This is a genomic window from Geodermatophilus poikilotrophus, from assembly GCF_900111455.1.
In the GTDB taxonomy this organism is placed as follows: Bacteria; Actinomycetota; Actinomycetes; order Mycobacteriales; family Geodermatophilaceae; genus Geodermatophilus; species Geodermatophilus poikilotrophus.
In genome coordinates this window covers 170,284-187,147 of the sequence record NZ_FOIE01000007.1, presented here as the reverse complement: position 1 = coordinate 187,147, position 16,864 = coordinate 170,284, and the positions used below count along the sequence as shown (strand labels likewise).

General features: G+C 73.0%; 12 protein-coding genes, 2 tRNA genes and 2 pseudogenes. 3 read left to right on the top strand and 13 right to left on the bottom strand.

Annotated features, from left to right (window positions below; translation table 11 throughout):
• Window positions 1-65 precede the first annotated feature (65 nt).
• The 8 genes from BMW27_RS23485 to BMW27_RS16735 form a co-directional block, all read right to left on the bottom strand.
• On the bottom strand, window positions 66-824 hold the full coding sequence (locus tag BMW27_RS23485) for a rhomboid family intramembrane serine protease (protein ID WP_091446070.1): 759 nt from the start codon (window positions 822-824) through the stop codon (window positions 66-68).
• 137 nt (window positions 825-961) lie between these two features.
• The gene (locus BMW27_RS23480; protein WP_091446374.1) at window positions 962-1,495 is read right to left on the bottom strand and encodes a peptidylprolyl isomerase; all 534 of its coding nucleotides are present in this window, start codon (window positions 1,493-1,495) and stop codon (window positions 962-964) included.
• Between the two features lie 64 nt (window positions 1,496-1,559).
• On the bottom strand, window positions 1,560-2,054 hold the full coding sequence (locus BMW27_RS16760) for a DUF1059 domain-containing protein (protein WP_091446068.1): 495 nt from the start codon (window positions 2,052-2,054) through the stop codon (window positions 1,560-1,562).
• 118 nt (window positions 2,055-2,172) lie between these two features.
• Window positions 2,173-3,270 carry a S49 family peptidase gene (locus BMW27_RS16755; protein WP_139206922.1) on the bottom strand — a complete coding sequence of 366 codons (1,098 nt, stop codon included), beginning with the start codon at window positions 3,268-3,270 and terminating at the stop codon, window positions 2,173-2,175.
• A 915-nt stretch (window positions 3,271-4,185) separates the two neighbouring features.
• Window positions 4,186-4,842, bottom strand: coding sequence for a uridine kinase family protein (locus tag BMW27_RS16750; RefSeq protein WP_217638189.1), 657 nt, complete (start codon window positions 4,840-4,842; stop codon window positions 4,186-4,188).
• Between the two features lie 37 nt (window positions 4,843-4,879).
• Window positions 4,880-6,097 carry an MFS transporter gene (locus BMW27_RS16745; protein WP_245743656.1) on the bottom strand — a complete coding sequence of 406 codons (1,218 nt, stop codon included), beginning with the start codon at window positions 6,095-6,097 and terminating at the stop codon, window positions 4,880-4,882.
• 102 nt (window positions 6,098-6,199) lie between these two features.
• Entirely contained in the window at window positions 6,200-6,781 is a 582-nt protein-coding gene (locus tag BMW27_RS16740) for a TetR/AcrR family transcriptional regulator (RefSeq protein ID WP_091446063.1), read from the bottom strand.
• Window positions 6,782-6,783: 2 nt separating this feature from the next.
• Complete coding sequence (locus BMW27_RS16735; protein ID WP_245743655.1) at window positions 6,784-7,380, bottom strand: sugar O-acetyltransferase; 597 nt, start codon at window positions 7,378-7,380, stop codon at window positions 6,784-6,786.
• A gap of 859 nt (window positions 7,381-8,239) precedes the next feature.
• On the opposite strand from BMW27_RS16735, the pseudogene mobF reads away from it, so the two are divergent.
• The 3 genes and pseudogenes from mobF to BMW27_RS16720 all read left to right on the top strand — a co-directional run.
• Window positions 8,240-10,954: pseudogene (mobF, locus tag BMW27_RS16730) on the top strand (MobF family relaxase); the annotation flags it as partial.
• A 234-nt stretch (window positions 10,955-11,188) separates the two neighbouring features.
• Window positions 11,189-11,416, top strand: a complete 228-nt coding sequence (locus BMW27_RS16725) for a helix-turn-helix transcriptional regulator (protein WP_091446058.1) — start codon at window positions 11,189-11,191, stop codon at window positions 11,414-11,416.
• Window positions 11,417-11,578: 162 nt separating this feature from the next.
• A pseudogene (locus BMW27_RS16720) lies at window positions 11,579-12,526 on the top strand (tyrosine-type recombinase/integrase); the annotation flags it as partial.
• A gap of 205 nt (window positions 12,527-12,731) precedes the next feature.
• Here the strand turns inward: BMW27_RS16720 and BMW27_RS16715 are convergent.
• The 5 genes from BMW27_RS16715 to gyrA form a co-directional block, all read right to left on the bottom strand.
• Window positions 12,732-12,804, bottom strand: a tRNA-Ala gene (locus BMW27_RS16715).
• A 29-nt stretch (window positions 12,805-12,833) separates the two neighbouring features.
• Window positions 12,834-12,977: a DLW-39 family protein gene (locus tag BMW27_RS23475; RefSeq protein WP_012946266.1), complete on the bottom strand. Its 144-nt coding sequence runs from the start codon at window positions 12,975-12,977 to the stop codon at window positions 12,834-12,836.
• A 93-nt stretch (window positions 12,978-13,070) separates the two neighbouring features.
• Window positions 13,071-13,144 (bottom strand) — tRNA-Ile (locus tag BMW27_RS16710).
• A 209-nt stretch (window positions 13,145-13,353) separates the two neighbouring features.
• Window positions 13,354-14,070, bottom strand: a complete 717-nt coding sequence (locus tag BMW27_RS16705) for a DUF3566 domain-containing protein (protein ID WP_091446057.1) — start codon at window positions 14,068-14,070, stop codon at window positions 13,354-13,356.
• 165 nt (window positions 14,071-14,235) lie between these two features.
• Window positions 14,236-16,704 (bottom strand): DNA gyrase subunit A, encoded by a 2,469-nt coding sequence (gene gyrA, locus BMW27_RS16700; RefSeq protein ID WP_091446055.1) that lies wholly within the window; start codon window positions 16,702-16,704, stop codon window positions 14,236-14,238.
• Between the last annotated feature and the right edge of the window lie 160 nt (window positions 16,705-16,864).

Here is a 16,864-nt window from a genome sequence, read left to right as displayed (position 1 = left end):
TCCCGCCGCGAGCCCTGCGAGTGGCGGGGGCGAGGGGGTCCGTCGAGAGGGGAGGGGTGGTCCTCTCAACCGAGGACGACGAGCGTCGACACGGTCAGCGCGACCACGACGAGCAGTGCCGTCAGCAGCATGAGGCCCAGCACCTGCAGCTCGGTGCGCCGCCGGGCCAGCACGACCACCCCCGTGGCCGCGAAGCCGGCCACCAGCCCGCCCAGGTGCCCCAGCAGGGAGACGCCGGGCAGGAAGCTGATGAGCACGTTGATGGCCAGCAGGGTCAGCAGGCCGCGCAGGTCCTCCCGGCGGGCCAGCATGACGACGGCGAGCCCGCCGAGCAGGCCGTAGATCGCGGCCGAGGCCCCGGCGACCGGGCGTCCCGGCTCACCGAACAGCTGCAGCGCGACCGCGCCGCCGAGCAGCGACACGAGGTAGACGGCGAGGTAGCGCCACCGGCCCAGCTGGCGTTCCAGCTCGGAGCCGAAGACCAGCAGCGCCAGCATGTTGAGCACCAGGTGCACGAGGCCGATGTGCAGGAACGCCGCCGTGACCAGCCGCCAGTCCTCCCCCAGCTCGACCAGGACGGGGATCTGCGCCAGTCGGGCGAACAGCGGCGACAGCTGGTTGTCCAGCGGGTTCGCGCCGACCAGGCCCGCGGAGACGGCGGTGGCGACGAACATGGCCACGTTGAGCGCGATGAGGCTGACCGTGACCGCACCGAAGCGCCGGCCGGCCCGCTGCAGCAGCGGGGCCTGCCGGACCTGCCGCACGCCGGCGTTGCCCGCGCGGACGTCGTCGGGACACTGGAAGCCGACCGAGGCCGGCGTCATGCACTCCGGGCAGATCGGCCGATCACAGCGGGTGCACGAGATGCGGGTGGGCCGGTCGGGGTGCCGGTAGCAGGTCGGTGTCGGGGGCGCCGGCTGCGGCTGGCCGGGACCGGCGCCCCCGTCGTCCGGGCTGGTGGTCAGCTGCGCTGCACCTCGACCGACTGGAGGACGACGTCCTCCACCGGGCGGTCGCCGCGGCCGGTCTTCACCTTGGCGATGCGGTCGACGACGTCCCGGCCGGCCTGGTCGGCCACCTCGCCGAAGATCGTGTGCTTGCCCGTCAGCCAGGTGGTGGGCGCGACGGTGACGAAGAACTGGGAGCCGTTGGTGCCGGGGCCGGCGTTGGCCATGGCGAGCAGGTAGGGCTTGGTGAAGGCGAGGTCGGGGTGGATCTCGTCGCCGAACTGGTAGCCCGGGCCGCCGATGCCCTGCCCCAGCGGGTCGCCGCCCTGGATCATGAAGCCGTCGATGATCCGGTGGAAGACGGTGCCGTCGTAGAGGCGGTCGGTGGTCTTCGCGCGGGTCTGCGGGTGGGTCCACTCGCGGCGGCCCTCGGCCAGGTCGGCGAAGTTCGCGACCGTCTTGGGGGCGTGGTCGGGGAACAGGTCGACGGTGATGTCGCCGTGGTTGGTGTGCAGGACGGCGCGGCGCGCAGGAGTCGCTTCAGTCACGACGTCCACTCTCCCACTGGTCCGCACCCCGCGAGCACGGGGAGCGGACCGGTGGACACCGGCGTCAGGGCCGCAGCACGCGGACGACGTCGAGGTCGCGGTAGGACGCCTCCCCGTCGGTGACCTCCTGCATCCGCTTGGCGAAGTCCGCGGTCACCGGGTGGTCGGAGTTGCGCATCGCCGAGGCGTGGTCGGGGAAGGCGACGATCTCGACGTAGGTGCCGGCGCGGTGGCGGTCGGCGGCGACCACACCCCAGCGGACGGTGGTCTCACGCCCCATCCGCTCCTGCCACTCCTCCACGATGCGGCCGAAGCCGTCGAGGTCGCGGGCGTGGAACTCGACCAGCTGCAGGAAGGAGCCCGGCTCGGCCAGGAGCCCCTCCTCCTCCCGCAGGGCGGCCCGCAGCCCCTCCCGCAGCTCGGCGCCGTCGGTGTGCCCGTGCGCGGCGACGGCGTGCGCCACCGCCAGTTCGAGGACCTCGTCCTCCTCGCCGGAGATCTGCACGGTGCAGTTGCGCTCGCTGGGGGCCATCCGGCAGTCCAGGCTCTTGCGCGCCACGGCTCCTCCTCCGTCGCGAGGTCCCGGCCCGCCCCAGCCGGTGGGCCAGCGGCCGGGGCGACGGTGGCGCAGGGAGGGGGTGGCGTCCAGTGCCGGAGGTCCTGGCCGACGCGGGGCCTCAGCGGGGCGTGCAGACGGCCGAGAGCTCCCCGTGGTAGGCGAGGACCAGCGGGGCGCCGGTGCACACGATGCTGCGGCCGGGTTCGCTCTCCACCGGAGCAGCACCGATGCCGCCCACCGGCCCGCTCGCGGCGAGGAGGGACTCGACGAGGCCCGGCGCCACCACCCGGTCCACGCGGGTGTCAGCGGGGTCGACGCCGTTCATCTCGGCGGCGTGGCGGTAGGCCTCCTCGCGGCCGAGGACCCGGTCGACCAGACCACGCTCGACGGCGGTGTAGCTGTCGAAGACGAAGGCACCCAGCTCGTCGACGATCGTCTGCGGCGGTATGCCCCGCGCCTGGGACACCCACGCGACGAACGCCTCGTACTCCCGGTCCAGGCCGCGTCCCAGGACCGCCCGTTCCTCCTCGGTCATGTCGCGGTAGGGGTTGCCGAAGTCCTTGCCGCGGCCGCGGGTGAGGTACTCCTCGGTGACGCCGCCGTCCGTCGTCACACCCGGTTCCAGCAGCGAGCCCGGGATGCCGGTGACGTCGCGGAAACGCTGGAAGGGGCCCATGATCACACCGATGCTGCCGACGAGGCTGCCGTGGTCGGCCACGATCTGGTCGGCTCCGGCCATGGCGTACACCCCGCCCGAAGCCGACATGCCCTGCACGTGGGCCATCACCTGGTTGCCGGTCCGCTTCTGGTAGCGCTCCACGGCGTCGGCGATGGCGCGGGAGCCGTGGATCGCGCCTCCCGGGGTGTTGAGCTCCAGGATCAGACCATCGGCGTCCTCGGTCCCCAGGGCGTCGATGGTGTCGGCGACGTCGTAGCCGTAGGTGGCGCCGCCGAAGGTGACGCCGTCGCTCTGGCTGCCCAGGATGACGCCGGTGACCGGGACCGCGATCAGCCGCGCCGGGGCACCCGCCGCTCCCCAGACGGTCTCCGTCGGCGGCCCGCTGGGAGGGCTGTCGCCGCCCGCGGTCAGCCCGACCAGGGCCAGCACCATCACCACGGTCAGGCCCACGGCCACCACGGCCAGCACCACGCCGGCGCCGAGGGTCGCCCCGAGCCCGAGGGCGAAGCCGTGCCGGAAGGAGCCGGGCTGACGCACCTGCGGTGCCTGCTGCGGCCGCCAGGCGGGCGGCGGTGCCTGCTGCAGCCACCCGGCAGGCGGCCCTGCCGGCTCCGGCCGCCCGACGGGCGGCGGCGCATCGGGTGCTGGCGGCTGGGTGCTCACGTCGGGCCCTCCAGGATCTCGTGACGGCGAGGCGGCGACAGTAACCACGGACGCCAGCCGCGGATCGCCACCGCGCCGCACCGTCCGAACGCCGCGGGCAGGCCGGTCGGGGACGGGGAGGGGGACCGCCGAGCCCGGGCGGGCAGGCCGTCGCGCACGGAGCCCGGTGGTGGACCGGCCCGGGGACGAGCTCGCGGCGCCGACCTCCTCGACGACCTGGACGAGGTGGTCCACCGGCTGGACGCCCCGCGGGCGGCCCCGCGCGGACAGCGCCCGGACCGCACCGGCTCAGTGACGCGCCGCGGCCCCGCCTCCGGGCGGGGGATCACAGGCCCGTCGGCCCGTCGAGGGAGTGGAGACGAGGGGAATCGAACCCCTAACCCCCGCCTTGCAAACTCGACCAAGGGGTGGTTTGGCACGATGGGCAGTGACTGAAACGGACCTCTGAGCAGCGCTTTCGCCATTGAGCATCGTCGGCCGTCGTTGACCGATTCTGACCGTTTTGCGGACTATCTGCGGACTCTGTGCGGACTGAACACCTCTAGGCAGCAGCCGCCGAGGCAGTCGCGGAGCACCCGCCCATCCCCGCCGGAGCATCTCCGACTGCGCCGGCCGCCGGAAGGGCGCTTCGCGTCCCTGTGGGATGGGCCTGCGGCCCACCCTTCCTCCGGCGCTGTGCAGTCGGAGGTTGGCGGTTGTGGACAGCGGTGGGGTCTGGACCGTCCCGTCACCAGGGGGAGGTGGTCATATACCGGCGCGTTGGAAGCGAAGGCGACGGCGTCCGCCGACTCAGCGGCTGTACGGCAAGGGTGCCGCGATGGCTACGTGACCAGGCGGGAGCTTGTCGAGGACCGGACTGCCGGCGACCACGACCGTGGCGTGCGTCCAAGGCTCCTCCCGCCGGAGGAAGGGCTTCTCCTCGCGCGCCCAGTCCTCGACGAGACGCAGCTGCTCCGGCGCCGCGCCGTCGCGGTCCAGCAGCCGTTGCGCAGCAGTGACGTGGTCGACCTGGATCCAGATCGAGGCGTCTAGCAGCGGTCGCAGCTGCTGCCGGAGCACCCCCGTGCCCTCGACCCAGACGGTGTCCAGGCCGCCCGGCACATCGATCGAGCCGGGTCGGCGTCGCTTTTCCCATGCGCGCGGTCGGTAGTCGACTGCCTCGCCTCGGCGGAGCGGGAGGAGCACGGACTCGGCGAGCAGCCCGGCCCAGTCGAAGTAGGCGTGGTGCCAGGCGACGTCGTCGGTGTGCACCACCGCCGAGCGAGGTACATGCGCCCGGAGCAGCTCGACGAGCGTGCTCTTGCCGGCGCCGCCGCGCCCGTCGACCGCCACGATTCGCGGTCGACCGACCGGCTTGCTGGACGCCCCGTCGAGCAGGCCGACCAGCTCGGATAGCGGCACGCTCCGCCAGGGGCCGGCGTGAGGTTCGCCGGCCTCGAGCTCCATCACCGCAGCGACCCGGGCGTGGCCGGGTGCGTCCGGCTCACGGGCTGGTCCGCGTCGGGCCGGCAGCAGGCGTGCTCGACGGCGGCATGCCTTGATCATCGTCCGCCGGGTGGGCGGCCGTCACGAGGACCCGGCCGAGGAGCAGCACGACGAGCCCGGCGACGACGACGCTGACCAGCGCCCCGCGCAGGCTGACGACGTCGGCAAGCAGGCCGATGAGCGTCGGCGAGACGAGGAAGCCGAAGCGGAGCAGGAAGCCGACGACAGTGAGCCCCACACCGTTCGACAGGCCCGGCAGCTCGTCAGCGGTGTGCATGACGGCCGGGACGAGGGTGGCCACGCCGAGGCCGGTCAGCGCGAAGCCGACGAGGACGGTGCTGACGGAAGGGACGGCGAGCGCGAGCGTCATGCCGACGGCGGTGACGGCGCCGCCGACGCGGGCGACGCGGCGCTGCCCGAACCGGTCGACCGCGCGGTCCCCGACGAGCCGACCGGCGGTCATCGCAACCTGCAGCGCAACGAAGGCGAGCCCGCCCACGGCGGCGGTGGCGCCGACCTCGCCGCGCAGGTACAGAGCCCCCCAGGACGAGCCGGCATCCTGGACGAACGCCTCGCAGGCAGCGAGGGCACCGAGCACGCCGAGCAGGAGCACGGTACGGCCGGCGAGGTGGCCGTGGCGGCGGTGACCGGCGGGCGGCTCGTCGGCGCCGGCCGGGAGCGGGACACGCTCGGCGTCCTCGGGTCCGCTGAGCAGAAAGCTCAGCACGGCGACCGCCACGCCGCCGAAGACGATCGCCGACGCAGCAAGGTGTGCGGTCATCGGCACGTCGAGACCGGCGGCGAGGGAACCGAGCAGGCCGCCGAAGACCGCGCCGATGCTCCACAGTGCGTGCAGGCCGTTGACGATGGAGCGCCCGTAGGCGCGCTGCACGCGGAAGCCGTGCGCGTTCTGCGCCACGTCCACGATCGCGTCGAGGCCACCGACCACCAGCATCAGCGCCGCGAAGGCGACCCACCCACCGGTGAGCGGCAGGCCCGCGATCGCAAGCCCGAGCGCGAGGAGCCCGAGCGAGGCCACCTTCGCCGAGCCGAACCACCGGATGAACAGCGGCGCCAACAGGCCGGCAAGCAGTGCGCCGGCCGGCATCGCGGCGATGGCGCTGCCGAACGCGGCGTTGCTCAGCTCCAGGCGGTCCTTGATTTCGGGCAGGCGCGGGACCAGGTTGGCGAACAGCACGGCGTTGACGAAGAACACCGCCGAAACCGCGGCACGGGCATGGCGCAGGCGTGGTGCGACGACGCGTGCGGGCACGGACATGAGCAGGCTCCGGGAGGAGAAGGGCCGCTGAACTGCGACTCAGCGGGTGATGCGCACGAGGGCGTGGCGAACCTGCTCGGGCGTCATGGGATCGGTGGACAGGAACTGGTGCAGGACCAGCCCCTCGACGAGGGCGTCGAGCTCACGGGCGGTGACCGGGTCGAAGTGCAGCTCCAGGGCGCGGCGGCTGCGCTCCATCCAGTCCTGCGTCACGACCCGCAGCGCGGGCCGACGCGCTGCGGCTACGTACAGCTCCACCGCGAGCACCAGGGTCCGATCGCTCCCCAGTAGGTCCGCGGACAAGTGCCGGGCGAGCGCGTCCAGCGCGGCCTGTCGGTCGGGCGCCTCGCGCATCCGCTCCTCGAGTGCCTGCGCGACCCGCTCGGCGTGCACGGTGAACACAGTGGCCAGTAACTCGTCGATCGAAGCGAAGTGGTAGGTGGTGGAGCCGAGCGGCACGTCAGCGGCGCGGGCGATCGCTCGGTGCGTGGCGCCGATGACGCCGTGCTCGGCGATGACCTCGAGCGCCGTGTCGACCAGCCGCTGCCGACGATCTGGGTCGTAGCGCCGCACGCGGTGAACCCGCTCGTCCCCGGCGCCGGGGAGCGCCTCGGCCGTCACGCCTATGCGCCGGTGTCCGGGGGCGGGTCGCCGACCGCACGGACGATCCGCGCCGGATTGCCGACGGCGACCACGTTCGGCGGCAGGTCCTTCGTGACGACGGAGCCGGCGCCGACCACGGTGTTCTCGCCGATGGTCACGCCGGGCAGCACGATGACGCCGCCGCCCAGCCAGACGTTGTTGCCGATGGTGATGGGCCGGGCGGCCTCCCACTTGTCGCGGCGCGGCTGGGGCTCGACGGGGTGCGTAGGCGTGAGCAGCTGGACGTTCGGGCCGATCTGCACGTCGTCGCCGATGGCGATCGCCGCGACGTCGAGGGCGACCAGGCCGAAGTTGGCGAAGCAGCGGGCGCCGACGCGCACGTGTGTGCCGTAGTCGACGAACAGCGGCGGTCGGATCTCGGTGTCCTCGCCGACGGCACCGAGCAGGCGCTCGAGCAGCTGGCGCCGCAACGGACGCTGACGGACCGTCGTGGCGTTGTAGGCCGCCGTCAGGTCCAGCGCCGTGGCGTTGGCCTCGGCCAGCTCGGGGTCATCGGCGATGTAGAGGTCGCCCGCGAGCATCCGCTCGCGCATCGACCGTCCATCGTTCTCGCCCACAATCATGCGTACAAGCGTACACATCGTTGTGGACGCCCGTCCACAACGGACAAATCGGCGTCGACGACTCCGCCGGCCGATGCTGCAGCAGCGCGCCCATCATCAGCTACAGCGACAGGTGAGCACGGCGAGCCCCACGCCGAGCCGGCCCGACCCAGCCCTGAGCCCCCCGTGAGACCGCGCGCTCCCCGCGATGGCCGTACGTCCCAGCCGCGCGGGCTCGAAGACGTTTGGTCAAGGCTGTACAGCGGATGCTCAGGCACATCTCGGCGGCGATCATGGAGCACTCCCTCGACCCACGGCCCCGCGTCGAGCTCTAGCGACCTGGGGCTAGCCACATCCGGGTGGGAAGAGGCGGTCCGGGGTCCCCGGCGGCAGCGCTGCGGCTCGACGCGAGTTGCGGACAACACGCTCGCTCATCGAGCACTAGCGGGGCGTCCCGCAAGCCGAACGCAACCGGGAAAACCGCAGGACCACGCACGTCCCCCTCGGCTGCCGTCCTGTAGGGCCGGCCCGATGAACCTTCCGCAAGGGTGGGGCAAGCGGGCCTCTACGGCAGAACTGCGTTGTCCGGCCGGCCGCCCGGCGCCCACACCACCGTGTCGCCGCAGGCTGCTGTCCACCGAGAGCAGACACTCTGCTCGCACTCAATAATTGCCATAGACGACCAACGGCATGACGAATGCAACGACCCCAGACCGCGACACAAACATCTTCCGTGCCGTTCTCCAGCCTTCACCAAGCAGCGGCACGCATGCTACCAATATGGGTAGTTCGGGCCCCGCTTCGCGGGGCCCGTCGCCGTTTCTAGGGGTGACCTGTTGGTCATTGTTGGGTAGCGTTAAAAATGCGCGGTGGAATGAAGGTGTACGCCGGGTCGCCGGCGGCTGCCCGGGCGTATCTGGAAGCCGACCGTGGCCGGGCCGATGACTACTACCTGGCCGAGGGCACCGGCCTGGCCCGCCGCTTCGTGGCCCGCGACGGACGGATGGCCGAGCGGGCGCCGCTGGCGGGGGAGGCCTACGAGACCTGGGTGGCCGGCCAAGATCCGGACACCGGCGACCCACGGGGGCGGCTGCGCACCGACGAGCGCGCGGTGCGCTTCGTCGAGGTGGTGGTCAACGGCCCGAAGTCCTGGTCACTGGCCGCCGCGATGCACTACGACGTCGCGGACGCCTACGACGCCGCCCAAGACCGCGCCGCCGCCCAGATCATCGGCTGGCTCGCCGCCCACGCGACCACCCGGGTCGGCCCCCGCGGCGGGCAAGTGCAGGTGCCGGTCCAGGTGCTGGAGGCGGTGACGGTGCGGCACTACACCTCCCGGGCCGGAGACCCGCACCGGCATCTGCACCTGCAGATCGGCGCCCGGGTGTTCGCCGCCGAACAGTGGCGCGGGCTGCACACCGTCGGCGTGCGTGACTTCCTCGCCGCGCTCAACGGGATCGGGCACGCGGCGGTCGCGTGCGATCCGCAGTTCCGGGCCGCCCTCGCCGCGCACGGCTACACCCTAGATGCGACTGGAGGAATACTGGAGCTTGCCGAGTATGCGGGCCCGTTCAGCGCACGGGCGGCGCAGATCGGGCGGAACCTGGACCGGTACGAACGCGACTGGATGGCGGCGCACCCCGGCGAACGGCCAGGTCCGGCGCTGCGGCGGGCCTGGGACGCCCGCGCCTGGGCCGAGGGGCGCCCGGACAAGGTCATCCCCCGCTCTGGGGCCGACCTCGTGGCGCGGTGGCGGGCCGAGCTGGGGTCACTGGGCTATCGCGATCCCTCCCATCCCGTCTCGCTGGCGCCGACTCTGGTCGGCGCGCTCGACCGCGCGGCTGCCGTCGACAGAGTGCTGAGCCGGCTGGGCGCCGGCCGCTCGGCGTGGAACGCCGCCGACGTGCGCGGCGAGGTCGAGCGGCTGATCGCCGCGGAGGGCGTCATCGCCGACACGGCGGTGCGCCTCGAGTTGGCCGAGGACCTCACCGCCCGCGCTCTCGACCGGTGTGTTCCCCTCGTGGACCTGGAGGGAGTGCCGGAACATGTCCGGTCCTGGACCTCGCGGCCGGTGCTGGCGGTGGAGGCCGATCTGCGGACCCGGTTCGCCGCCCGGGCCGACCAGCCAACCCTGGCCGGGCCGCAGCCGGAGCTCCTGCCAGTGGGACTCATGGGGCACCTGGACGCCGGTCAGGCCGCCGCAATCGCCGTCCTGACCGGGAACCGGCGGTTGGTCGTGGTGGAGGGCGCGGCCGGGGCGGGCAAGACCACCACGCTGGCCGCCACGCGCGCCCTGCTCGAACGGCAGGGACGGCGACTGGTGGTGGTCACCCCGACGCTGAAGGCCGCCCAGGTCGCGCGCGCGGAGGTCGGCGCGGCCGCTGGATCAGTGGCGTCCCTCGTCTTCGCCCACGGCTGGCGCTGGAACGACCGTGGCGAATGGACCCGGCTCGTTCCCGGCGAGGCCGACCCGGTCACCGGCCGCAGCCACACCGAGCCGGCGGAGGGGACCCGGCTACGGCCCGACGATCTGCTGATCGTCGATGAGGCCGGCATGCTCGACCAGGACACCGCCCACGCTCTGCTCATCGTGGCCGACGAGGCCGGGGCGCGGCTCGCGTTACTGGGCGACCGTCACCAGCTCGCCGCCGTCGGGCGCGGCGGCGTCCTGGACCTTGCCATCGGCAGCGTCGACCCAACTGCCTGCCTGACACTCGAGTCGGTGCACCGCTTCACCCGCACCGACAGCGCCGGCCAGTCGGTTCCGGACGGTGAGTACGCCGAGGTGACGATGGCGATGAGGCGGGGTGACACCCCAGGTGCGGTGTTCGACGTCCTCCTCGCCCGCGGCCGGATCCACCTGCACCCCGACCACGCAGCGCTGCAGGACGCCCTGGCCGCGGCGGTCGCTCACGTCCCCCGGGCGGCCAACGTCGCAGTGGTGGCGGACACCCGCCAGCAGGTCAACGAGCTCAACGCCGCCATCCGCAACCGGCTGGTCACCGACGGCCGCGTCGACGACGTCCGGGTCGTGACCACGCGGGCGGGCCAGCGGATCGGCGCCGGCGACAGGATCGCCACCCGGCGCAACGACCGGGACCTGGAGGTCGCCAACCGGGACACGTGGACCGTCACCGCGGTCGGGCGACGCGGTGGGCTGCTGGTCACCGCCGGCAGGGCCACCGGTGACGTCCCCCGGGGCGATGTCACCCCGGCCGGCGCACGGGTCCGGGTGCTGCCCGCCGACTACGTCACCCAGCACGTGGAGCTGGCCTACGCCAGCACCGCGCACGGCGTGCAGGGTGACACCGTTCCCGCCGCGCACGTGGTGATCGGTGACCAGACCGGCGGGGCCTCGGCCTACGTCGGCATGACCCGCGGACGGTTGGCCAACACCGCGCACCTCGTCGCGGCCGACGTGGCCAAGGCCCGGGCGCAGTGGATCGCCGTCTTCGGCCGCGACCGGGCCGACCTCGGCCCCGGCCACGCGGCCGAGCTGGCCGCTCGAGAGGCCGCCCGCGACCGCCAGGACCGGTCGCGCGACCGGACGGCAGCCGCTGCCCCGCGGCCGGTCGCGCCGGTACTCAGCGTCCCCCGGCCCGAGGCGGAACGGCGGGGACCAACCCTCGCCCGTGGAGGCGCCACGCCGGGCATCGGCCGATGAGCAGGGCCGCCTGCACCGGCCGGCCACGGGCCCGGACACCAGCAACAGGAGAACCGGAGGAATCCGCAAGACATCGGTGGTCAGCTGTCACCAATCGCTCCCGAATGGCGCCTTCTCCCGTGACGGAGCACAGCCCACCCGAGCCCACCGAAGCCAGCCATGTCCGACGATCCGGCCCGCCGCGAGACCGAACTGCTCACCATCACCGAGGCCGCCGAACTCCTCCGCGCTCCGGTGGCCACCCTCCGGTACTGGCGCCACCTGGGCACCGGTCCCCGCAGCTTCCGCCTCGGCCGCCGCGTCCTCTACCGCTCCGACGACCTGCGCAGCTGGATCGACGCCCAGCACGATGGCCAGGTCTCCCCCGCAGCGGGTGTCCGGCGGTGACCGCCCTGGCCCCCGGCGCACATCGCCGTCCACAGACCGTGCCGCGGCCGTCCATAGAGGCGGGGATCGACGGCAGGCTCTTGCCCAAGACGGTCGCGCCGGTGGTAGACCTCCGCCGGCGCGGGGCGCGGCCGGGACTCGAAGAGAGGCGGGTGATCGAAGGTGGCGTCGATCGCGCGGAGGCCTGACGGCACGTACCGGCCGCGGTACCGCGATGCGCAGGGCAAGGAGCACGCCCGGCACTTCAAGCGGAAGATCGACGCTCAGCGGTGGCTCGACGAGGTCACCGCGGCCGTGCAGACCGGCACCTATGTCGACCCTAAGCGGGCCAGGACGACCGTGGGTGAGCTGGCGGACGTCTGGCTCGCCGGGAAGATCAACCTCAAGCCCACCAGTCGCGCCCGCTACGCCGACGTCCTCAAGACACACGTCCTGCCGCGCTGGGGGAGGGTCGCCCTCATCCGGGTGACCCACGGCGACGTACAGGCCTGGCTGTCCGAGCTCTCCGACCGGGGGCTGGCCGGTGCTTCGGTTCGCAAGGCGCAGGGCGTGCTGTCCGGCATCCTCGGGCTCGCGGTGCGGGACCGGCGCCTGGCGGTCAACCCCGCGCTCGGTGTGGCCCTGCCGCCGATGCAGGAGAAGCGCCGCCGGTGCCTGACCGCCGAGCAGCTCGAGGCGCTCGCCGACGCCGCCGGGCCCGGCCGGGTCGCCGTCCTGGTGCTCGGCTACTGCGGGCTGCGCTGGTCCGAGCTGGCGGCGCTGCGGGTGCAGCACTTCGACCTGCTGCGCCGGCGGGTGCTGGTCGAGGAGGCGGTCACCGAGGTCGACGGCTCGCGCTTGGTGTGGGGCACCCCCAAGACCCACGGCCGCCGCTCGGTGCCGCTGCCGCGGTTCCTGGTCGACGAACTCGCCCGCACGGTGGTGAACCGCCCCGCCGGCGAGTTGGCCTTCCCCTCGCCGCAGGGCGCGGTGCTGCGCAACAGGAACGCCCGGTCCGCCTGGTTCGATGCCGCGGCCCGGGCCATCGGGGAGCCCGGCCTCACGCCGCACGAACTCCGGCACACCGCGGCCTCGCTGGCGATCAAGGCCGGGGCGAACGTCAAGGCGGTGCAGCGGATGCTCGGGCACGCCTCGGCGGCCATGACCCTGGACCGCTACGCCGACCTGTTCGACGACGACCTGGACGACGTGGCCGACCGGCTGGACACCTTGCGCGCCGCGTCCCGCGGACGAGTTGCGGACATTTTGCGGACTGAGCCCCCGCCGGAGGGCCCGCCCGAGCCCCTCACGGAGGTGAATCCGCAGGTCAAGCGAGTGGAGACGAGGGGAATCGAACCCCTAACCCCCGCCTTGCAAAGGCGGTGCTCTGCCAATTGAGCTACGTCCCCGGGGAGGGGAGGTGGGACCTCCCGGTGGGTCAGCGGGCCGTGGGCGTGCTGACCGCCTGGGGCCCGCGGGTGGCCTCGGCCCAGAGGTCGGCCTCGGCCCTGCCGCCCGACCGTCTGCGGACGGCCGCGAGGGCGCCGGCGGCGGCTGCCGCGAAGACCAGCTTCCTGAGCACGCGGAGTACCTCCTCGAGGGAGTCCCCCTCCTCCGGAGGGGGCCGGGAGCCCGACCCCGGGAGCGGGGTGGGCCGGTGACGCCGGGACACGGGTGGGCCTGGGAGGACTTGAACCTCCGGCCTCATCCTTATCAGGGATGCGCTCTAACCGCCTGAGCTACAGGCCCGTGGACCTCGACCAGCGTACCCGGCCCGGACGCGTCGTCCGCAGGGGGGTCATCCGCCCAGCACGGCGGGCGGACCCGTGCCCTGCGGCGTGACCGGGCCCGCAGGGTGCCGGGAGTCCTGGTTCCCCGCAGTCGGCGCCCGAACGCGCACAGGCGCCCCCTCCGTCGTCGGGAGGGGGCGCCTGCGTGCACTCGTGGGTGGGGCGGGCTCAGTCCCGCTCGGAGAGGGTGACCTCGAGGCCGCCGACCAGGTCGGAGCACATGTTGTAGATGAAGGCCGCGACCGTGCACAGCGCGGTCATCAGCACGATGTTGATGGCCCCGATGACCGCGGCCCCGCCGAAGACGATGCCCGGGGTGATGACCTCACTGCCGCCGTCGCCGCCGGAGGCACTGCCGAGCTGGCCGAACAGGTCGTTGAGGGTCTCGAAGACGCCGAGGCCGGACAGCACGCCGTAGAGCACGCCGACCGCGACCATCCAGATGAAGAACATCGCGATGGACAGGACCAGCGAGATCTTCAGCGCGGAGAACGTGTCGATGTGCCGCAGCTGCAGGCGGGCGCGGCGCGGGCCGCGGGCCGCCTTGCCGGGGGAGGCCTTCGCGGCGGCGCCGGCCGGCGAGGCACCGGCCGCAGCGGGAGCGCCGGTGGCGGACTGCGTACCGGCGGCGGGCTGGGCACCGGTGACCGGGGGGACGGCGGTCTGCGTGCCGGACGCCGGACCGGCAGCAGCCGGGGCGCTGCCGTCGGAGGAGGGCGCCTGGGCCTGGGTCCGGGCGGTGTTCGCGCCGGGGATGGACTGGGTGGCCCCCACGGACGGGGCGCCGTCCGTCGCGGGCTGCTGACCGGTCGCCGTGCCCTGTGCCGGGGCGGAATCCCCCGTGCGGGACCCGGTGCGCACCGAACCCTGTGTCCGGTCGCTCATGCGAGTCTCCCGTTCCCCAGCGGCCCTCGCCGCTGCCTCCCACCCGGGCTACCCGGCACGCGGCCGGGAGCACCCGGGCGCCGGTCAGATCCCTGGTGGCGGTGACGGAGGAGGGGGCCGCACCCGGGAGTGCGGACGCCCCACCCCGCCGTCATCGCCCTCAGCCTAGGCCGCAGGCTCGTCGTTGTCCGTCGTCCGAGCGATGGCCACGATCGACACGTCTTCCGGCAAGTTCATGAGCTTGACACCCATGGTGGCGCGGTCCTTGTTGTGCCGGACGCCGTTGACCGGGGTGCGGATGACACCGCCGCCGGAGGTGATGGCGTAGAGCTCGTCCCCGAGCCGCACCGACAGCGCCCCGACCAGGTTGCCCTTGCGCGCCTTCGGGTCGGCGGTCAGCACGCCCTTGCCGCCGCGTCCCTGGGCCGGGTAGTTCTCGATCCCGGTCCGCTTGGCGAAGCCGCGCTCGGTGGCGACGAGGACGTCGACACCCTCCTCGACCACGATCATCGACAGCAGCGAGTCGTCCGGGGACAGCGCGATGCCGCGCACGCCCTCGGTGGCCCGGCCCATCGGCCGCAGGGTCGCGTCGTCGGCCTTGAAGCGGATCGACATCGCCTTGCGGGTGACCAGCAGCAGGTCCTGGTCCGGGTCGATGAGCGCGGCGCCCACCAGCTCGTCGGTCTCCCGCAGGTTGATCGCGATGACGCCGCCGCTGCGCGGGGAGTCGAAGTCGGTCAGCCGAGTCTTCTTCACCTGCCCGTTCGCCGTGGCCAGGACCAGGTACGGGGCGACCCCGTAGTCCTTGATCTGCATGACCTGGGCGATCTTCTCGTCGGGCTGGAAGGCCAGGATGTTGGCCACGTGGGCGCCGCGGGCGGTGCGGTTGGCCTCGGGCAGCTCGTAGGCCTTGGCGCGGTACACCCGGCCCTTGTTGGTGAAGAAGAGGATCCAGTCGTGGGTGGAGCCCACGAAGAAGTGGTCGACGATGTCGTCCTGCTTCAGCGCCGCACCCATGACACCCTTGCCGCCGCGGCGCTGCGACCGGTAGAGGTCGCTCTTGGTCCGCTTGGCGTAGCCGGTGCGGGTGATGGTGACGACGACCTCCTCCTCGGCGATGAGGTCCTCCATCGACACGTCGCCGTCGTTGGCCACGAACTTCGTGCGCCGGTCGTCGCCGTACTTCTCCACGATCTCGGCGAGCTCGTCGCGGATGATCTGCCGCTGCCGCTCGGGCGAGTCGAGGATCGCCTGCAGGTCGGCGATGCGGGCCTCGAGCTCGGCGAGCTCGTCGAGGATCCGCTGCCGCTCGAGGGCGGCCAGCCGGCGCAGCTGCATGTCCAGGATCGCGGTCGCCTGGATCTCGTCGATGTCCAGCAGCTCCATCAGGCCGCTGCGGGCCGCGTCGGCCGAGGCGCTGGACCGGATGAGGGCGATGACCGCGTCGAGCTGGTCGAGTGCCTTGGCCAGACCGCGCAGGATGTGCGCGCGCTCCTCGGCCTTGCGCAGCCGGTAGCGGGTCCGCCGCTGGATGACCTCGATCTGGTGCAGCACGTAGTAGCGGATCAGCTCGTCGAGGCGCAGCGTGCGGGGGACGCCGTCGACGATGGAGAGCATGTTGCAGCCGAACGTCGTCTGCAGCTGGGTGTGCTTGTAGAGGTTGTTCAGCACGACCTTGGCCACGGCGTCCCGCCGCAGCGTGATGACCAGCCGGCGGCCGACGCGGTCGCTGGACTCGTCGGCGATCTCGCTGATGCCCTGCAGCCGGCCGTCCTTGACCGCCTCGGCGATCGCCTCGGCCAGGTTGTCGGGGTTGACCTGGTACGGCAGCTCGGTGACGACCAGCTGCACCCGGCCCCTGGCGTCCTCCTCGACGGTGACGACCGCGCGCATGCGCACCGAGCCGCGGCCGGTGCGGTAGGCCTCCTCGATGCCCTCGCGGCCGACGATCAGGCCGTGGGTCGGGAAGTCGGGCCCCTTGACCCGCTGCATGCAGGCGGTCAGCGCCTCCTCGTGCTCGGCCTCGGGGTGGTCGAGCATCCAGAAGACCGCGTCCGCGACCTCGCGGAGGTTGTGCGGCGGCATGTTGGTGGCCATGCCGACGGCGATGCCGGCCGAGCCGTTGACCAGCAGGTTGGGGATGCGCCCCGGCAGGACCAGCGGCTCCTGGTTCTTGCCGTCGTAGTTGGGCTGGAAGTCGACGGTCTCCTCGTCGATGTTGGCCAGCATCTCCATGGCCAGCGGCGTCAGCCGGGCCTCGGTGTAGCGCATGGCCGCCGCCGGGTCGTTGCCCGGGGAGCCGAAGTTGCCCTGGCCGTCGATCAACGGGTAGCGCATCGACCAGGGCTGGGCCAGCCGCACGAGGGCGTCGTAGATCGCCGAGTCGCCGTGCGGGTGGTAGTTACCCATGACCTCGCCGACGACGCGGGCGCACTTGACGTAGCTCCGGTCGGGGCGGAAGCCCTGGTCGTACATGGCGTACAGCACGCGGCGGTGCACCGGCTTGAGGCCGTCGCGGACCTCCGGCAGCGCGCGGCCGACGATGACCGACATCGCGTAGTCGATGTAGCTGCGCTGCATCTCCTGCTGGAGGTCGACCGGCTCGATGCGGTCGCGGGCGGGGGTCTCGGTCACGGTTCAGATCTCCACGGGTGAAGGACCCCGTCCTCCCCACCCTCCGCAGGCTCGGGGTGGGACCCGGGACGGGGCCGGGGTCGTGCAGGGGGGCGCACAGGAGGTGGACGGGGTCGCGGGTCAGCGGGCCGGCCCCCGGCTGCGTCCCGCCGCCGGCCCC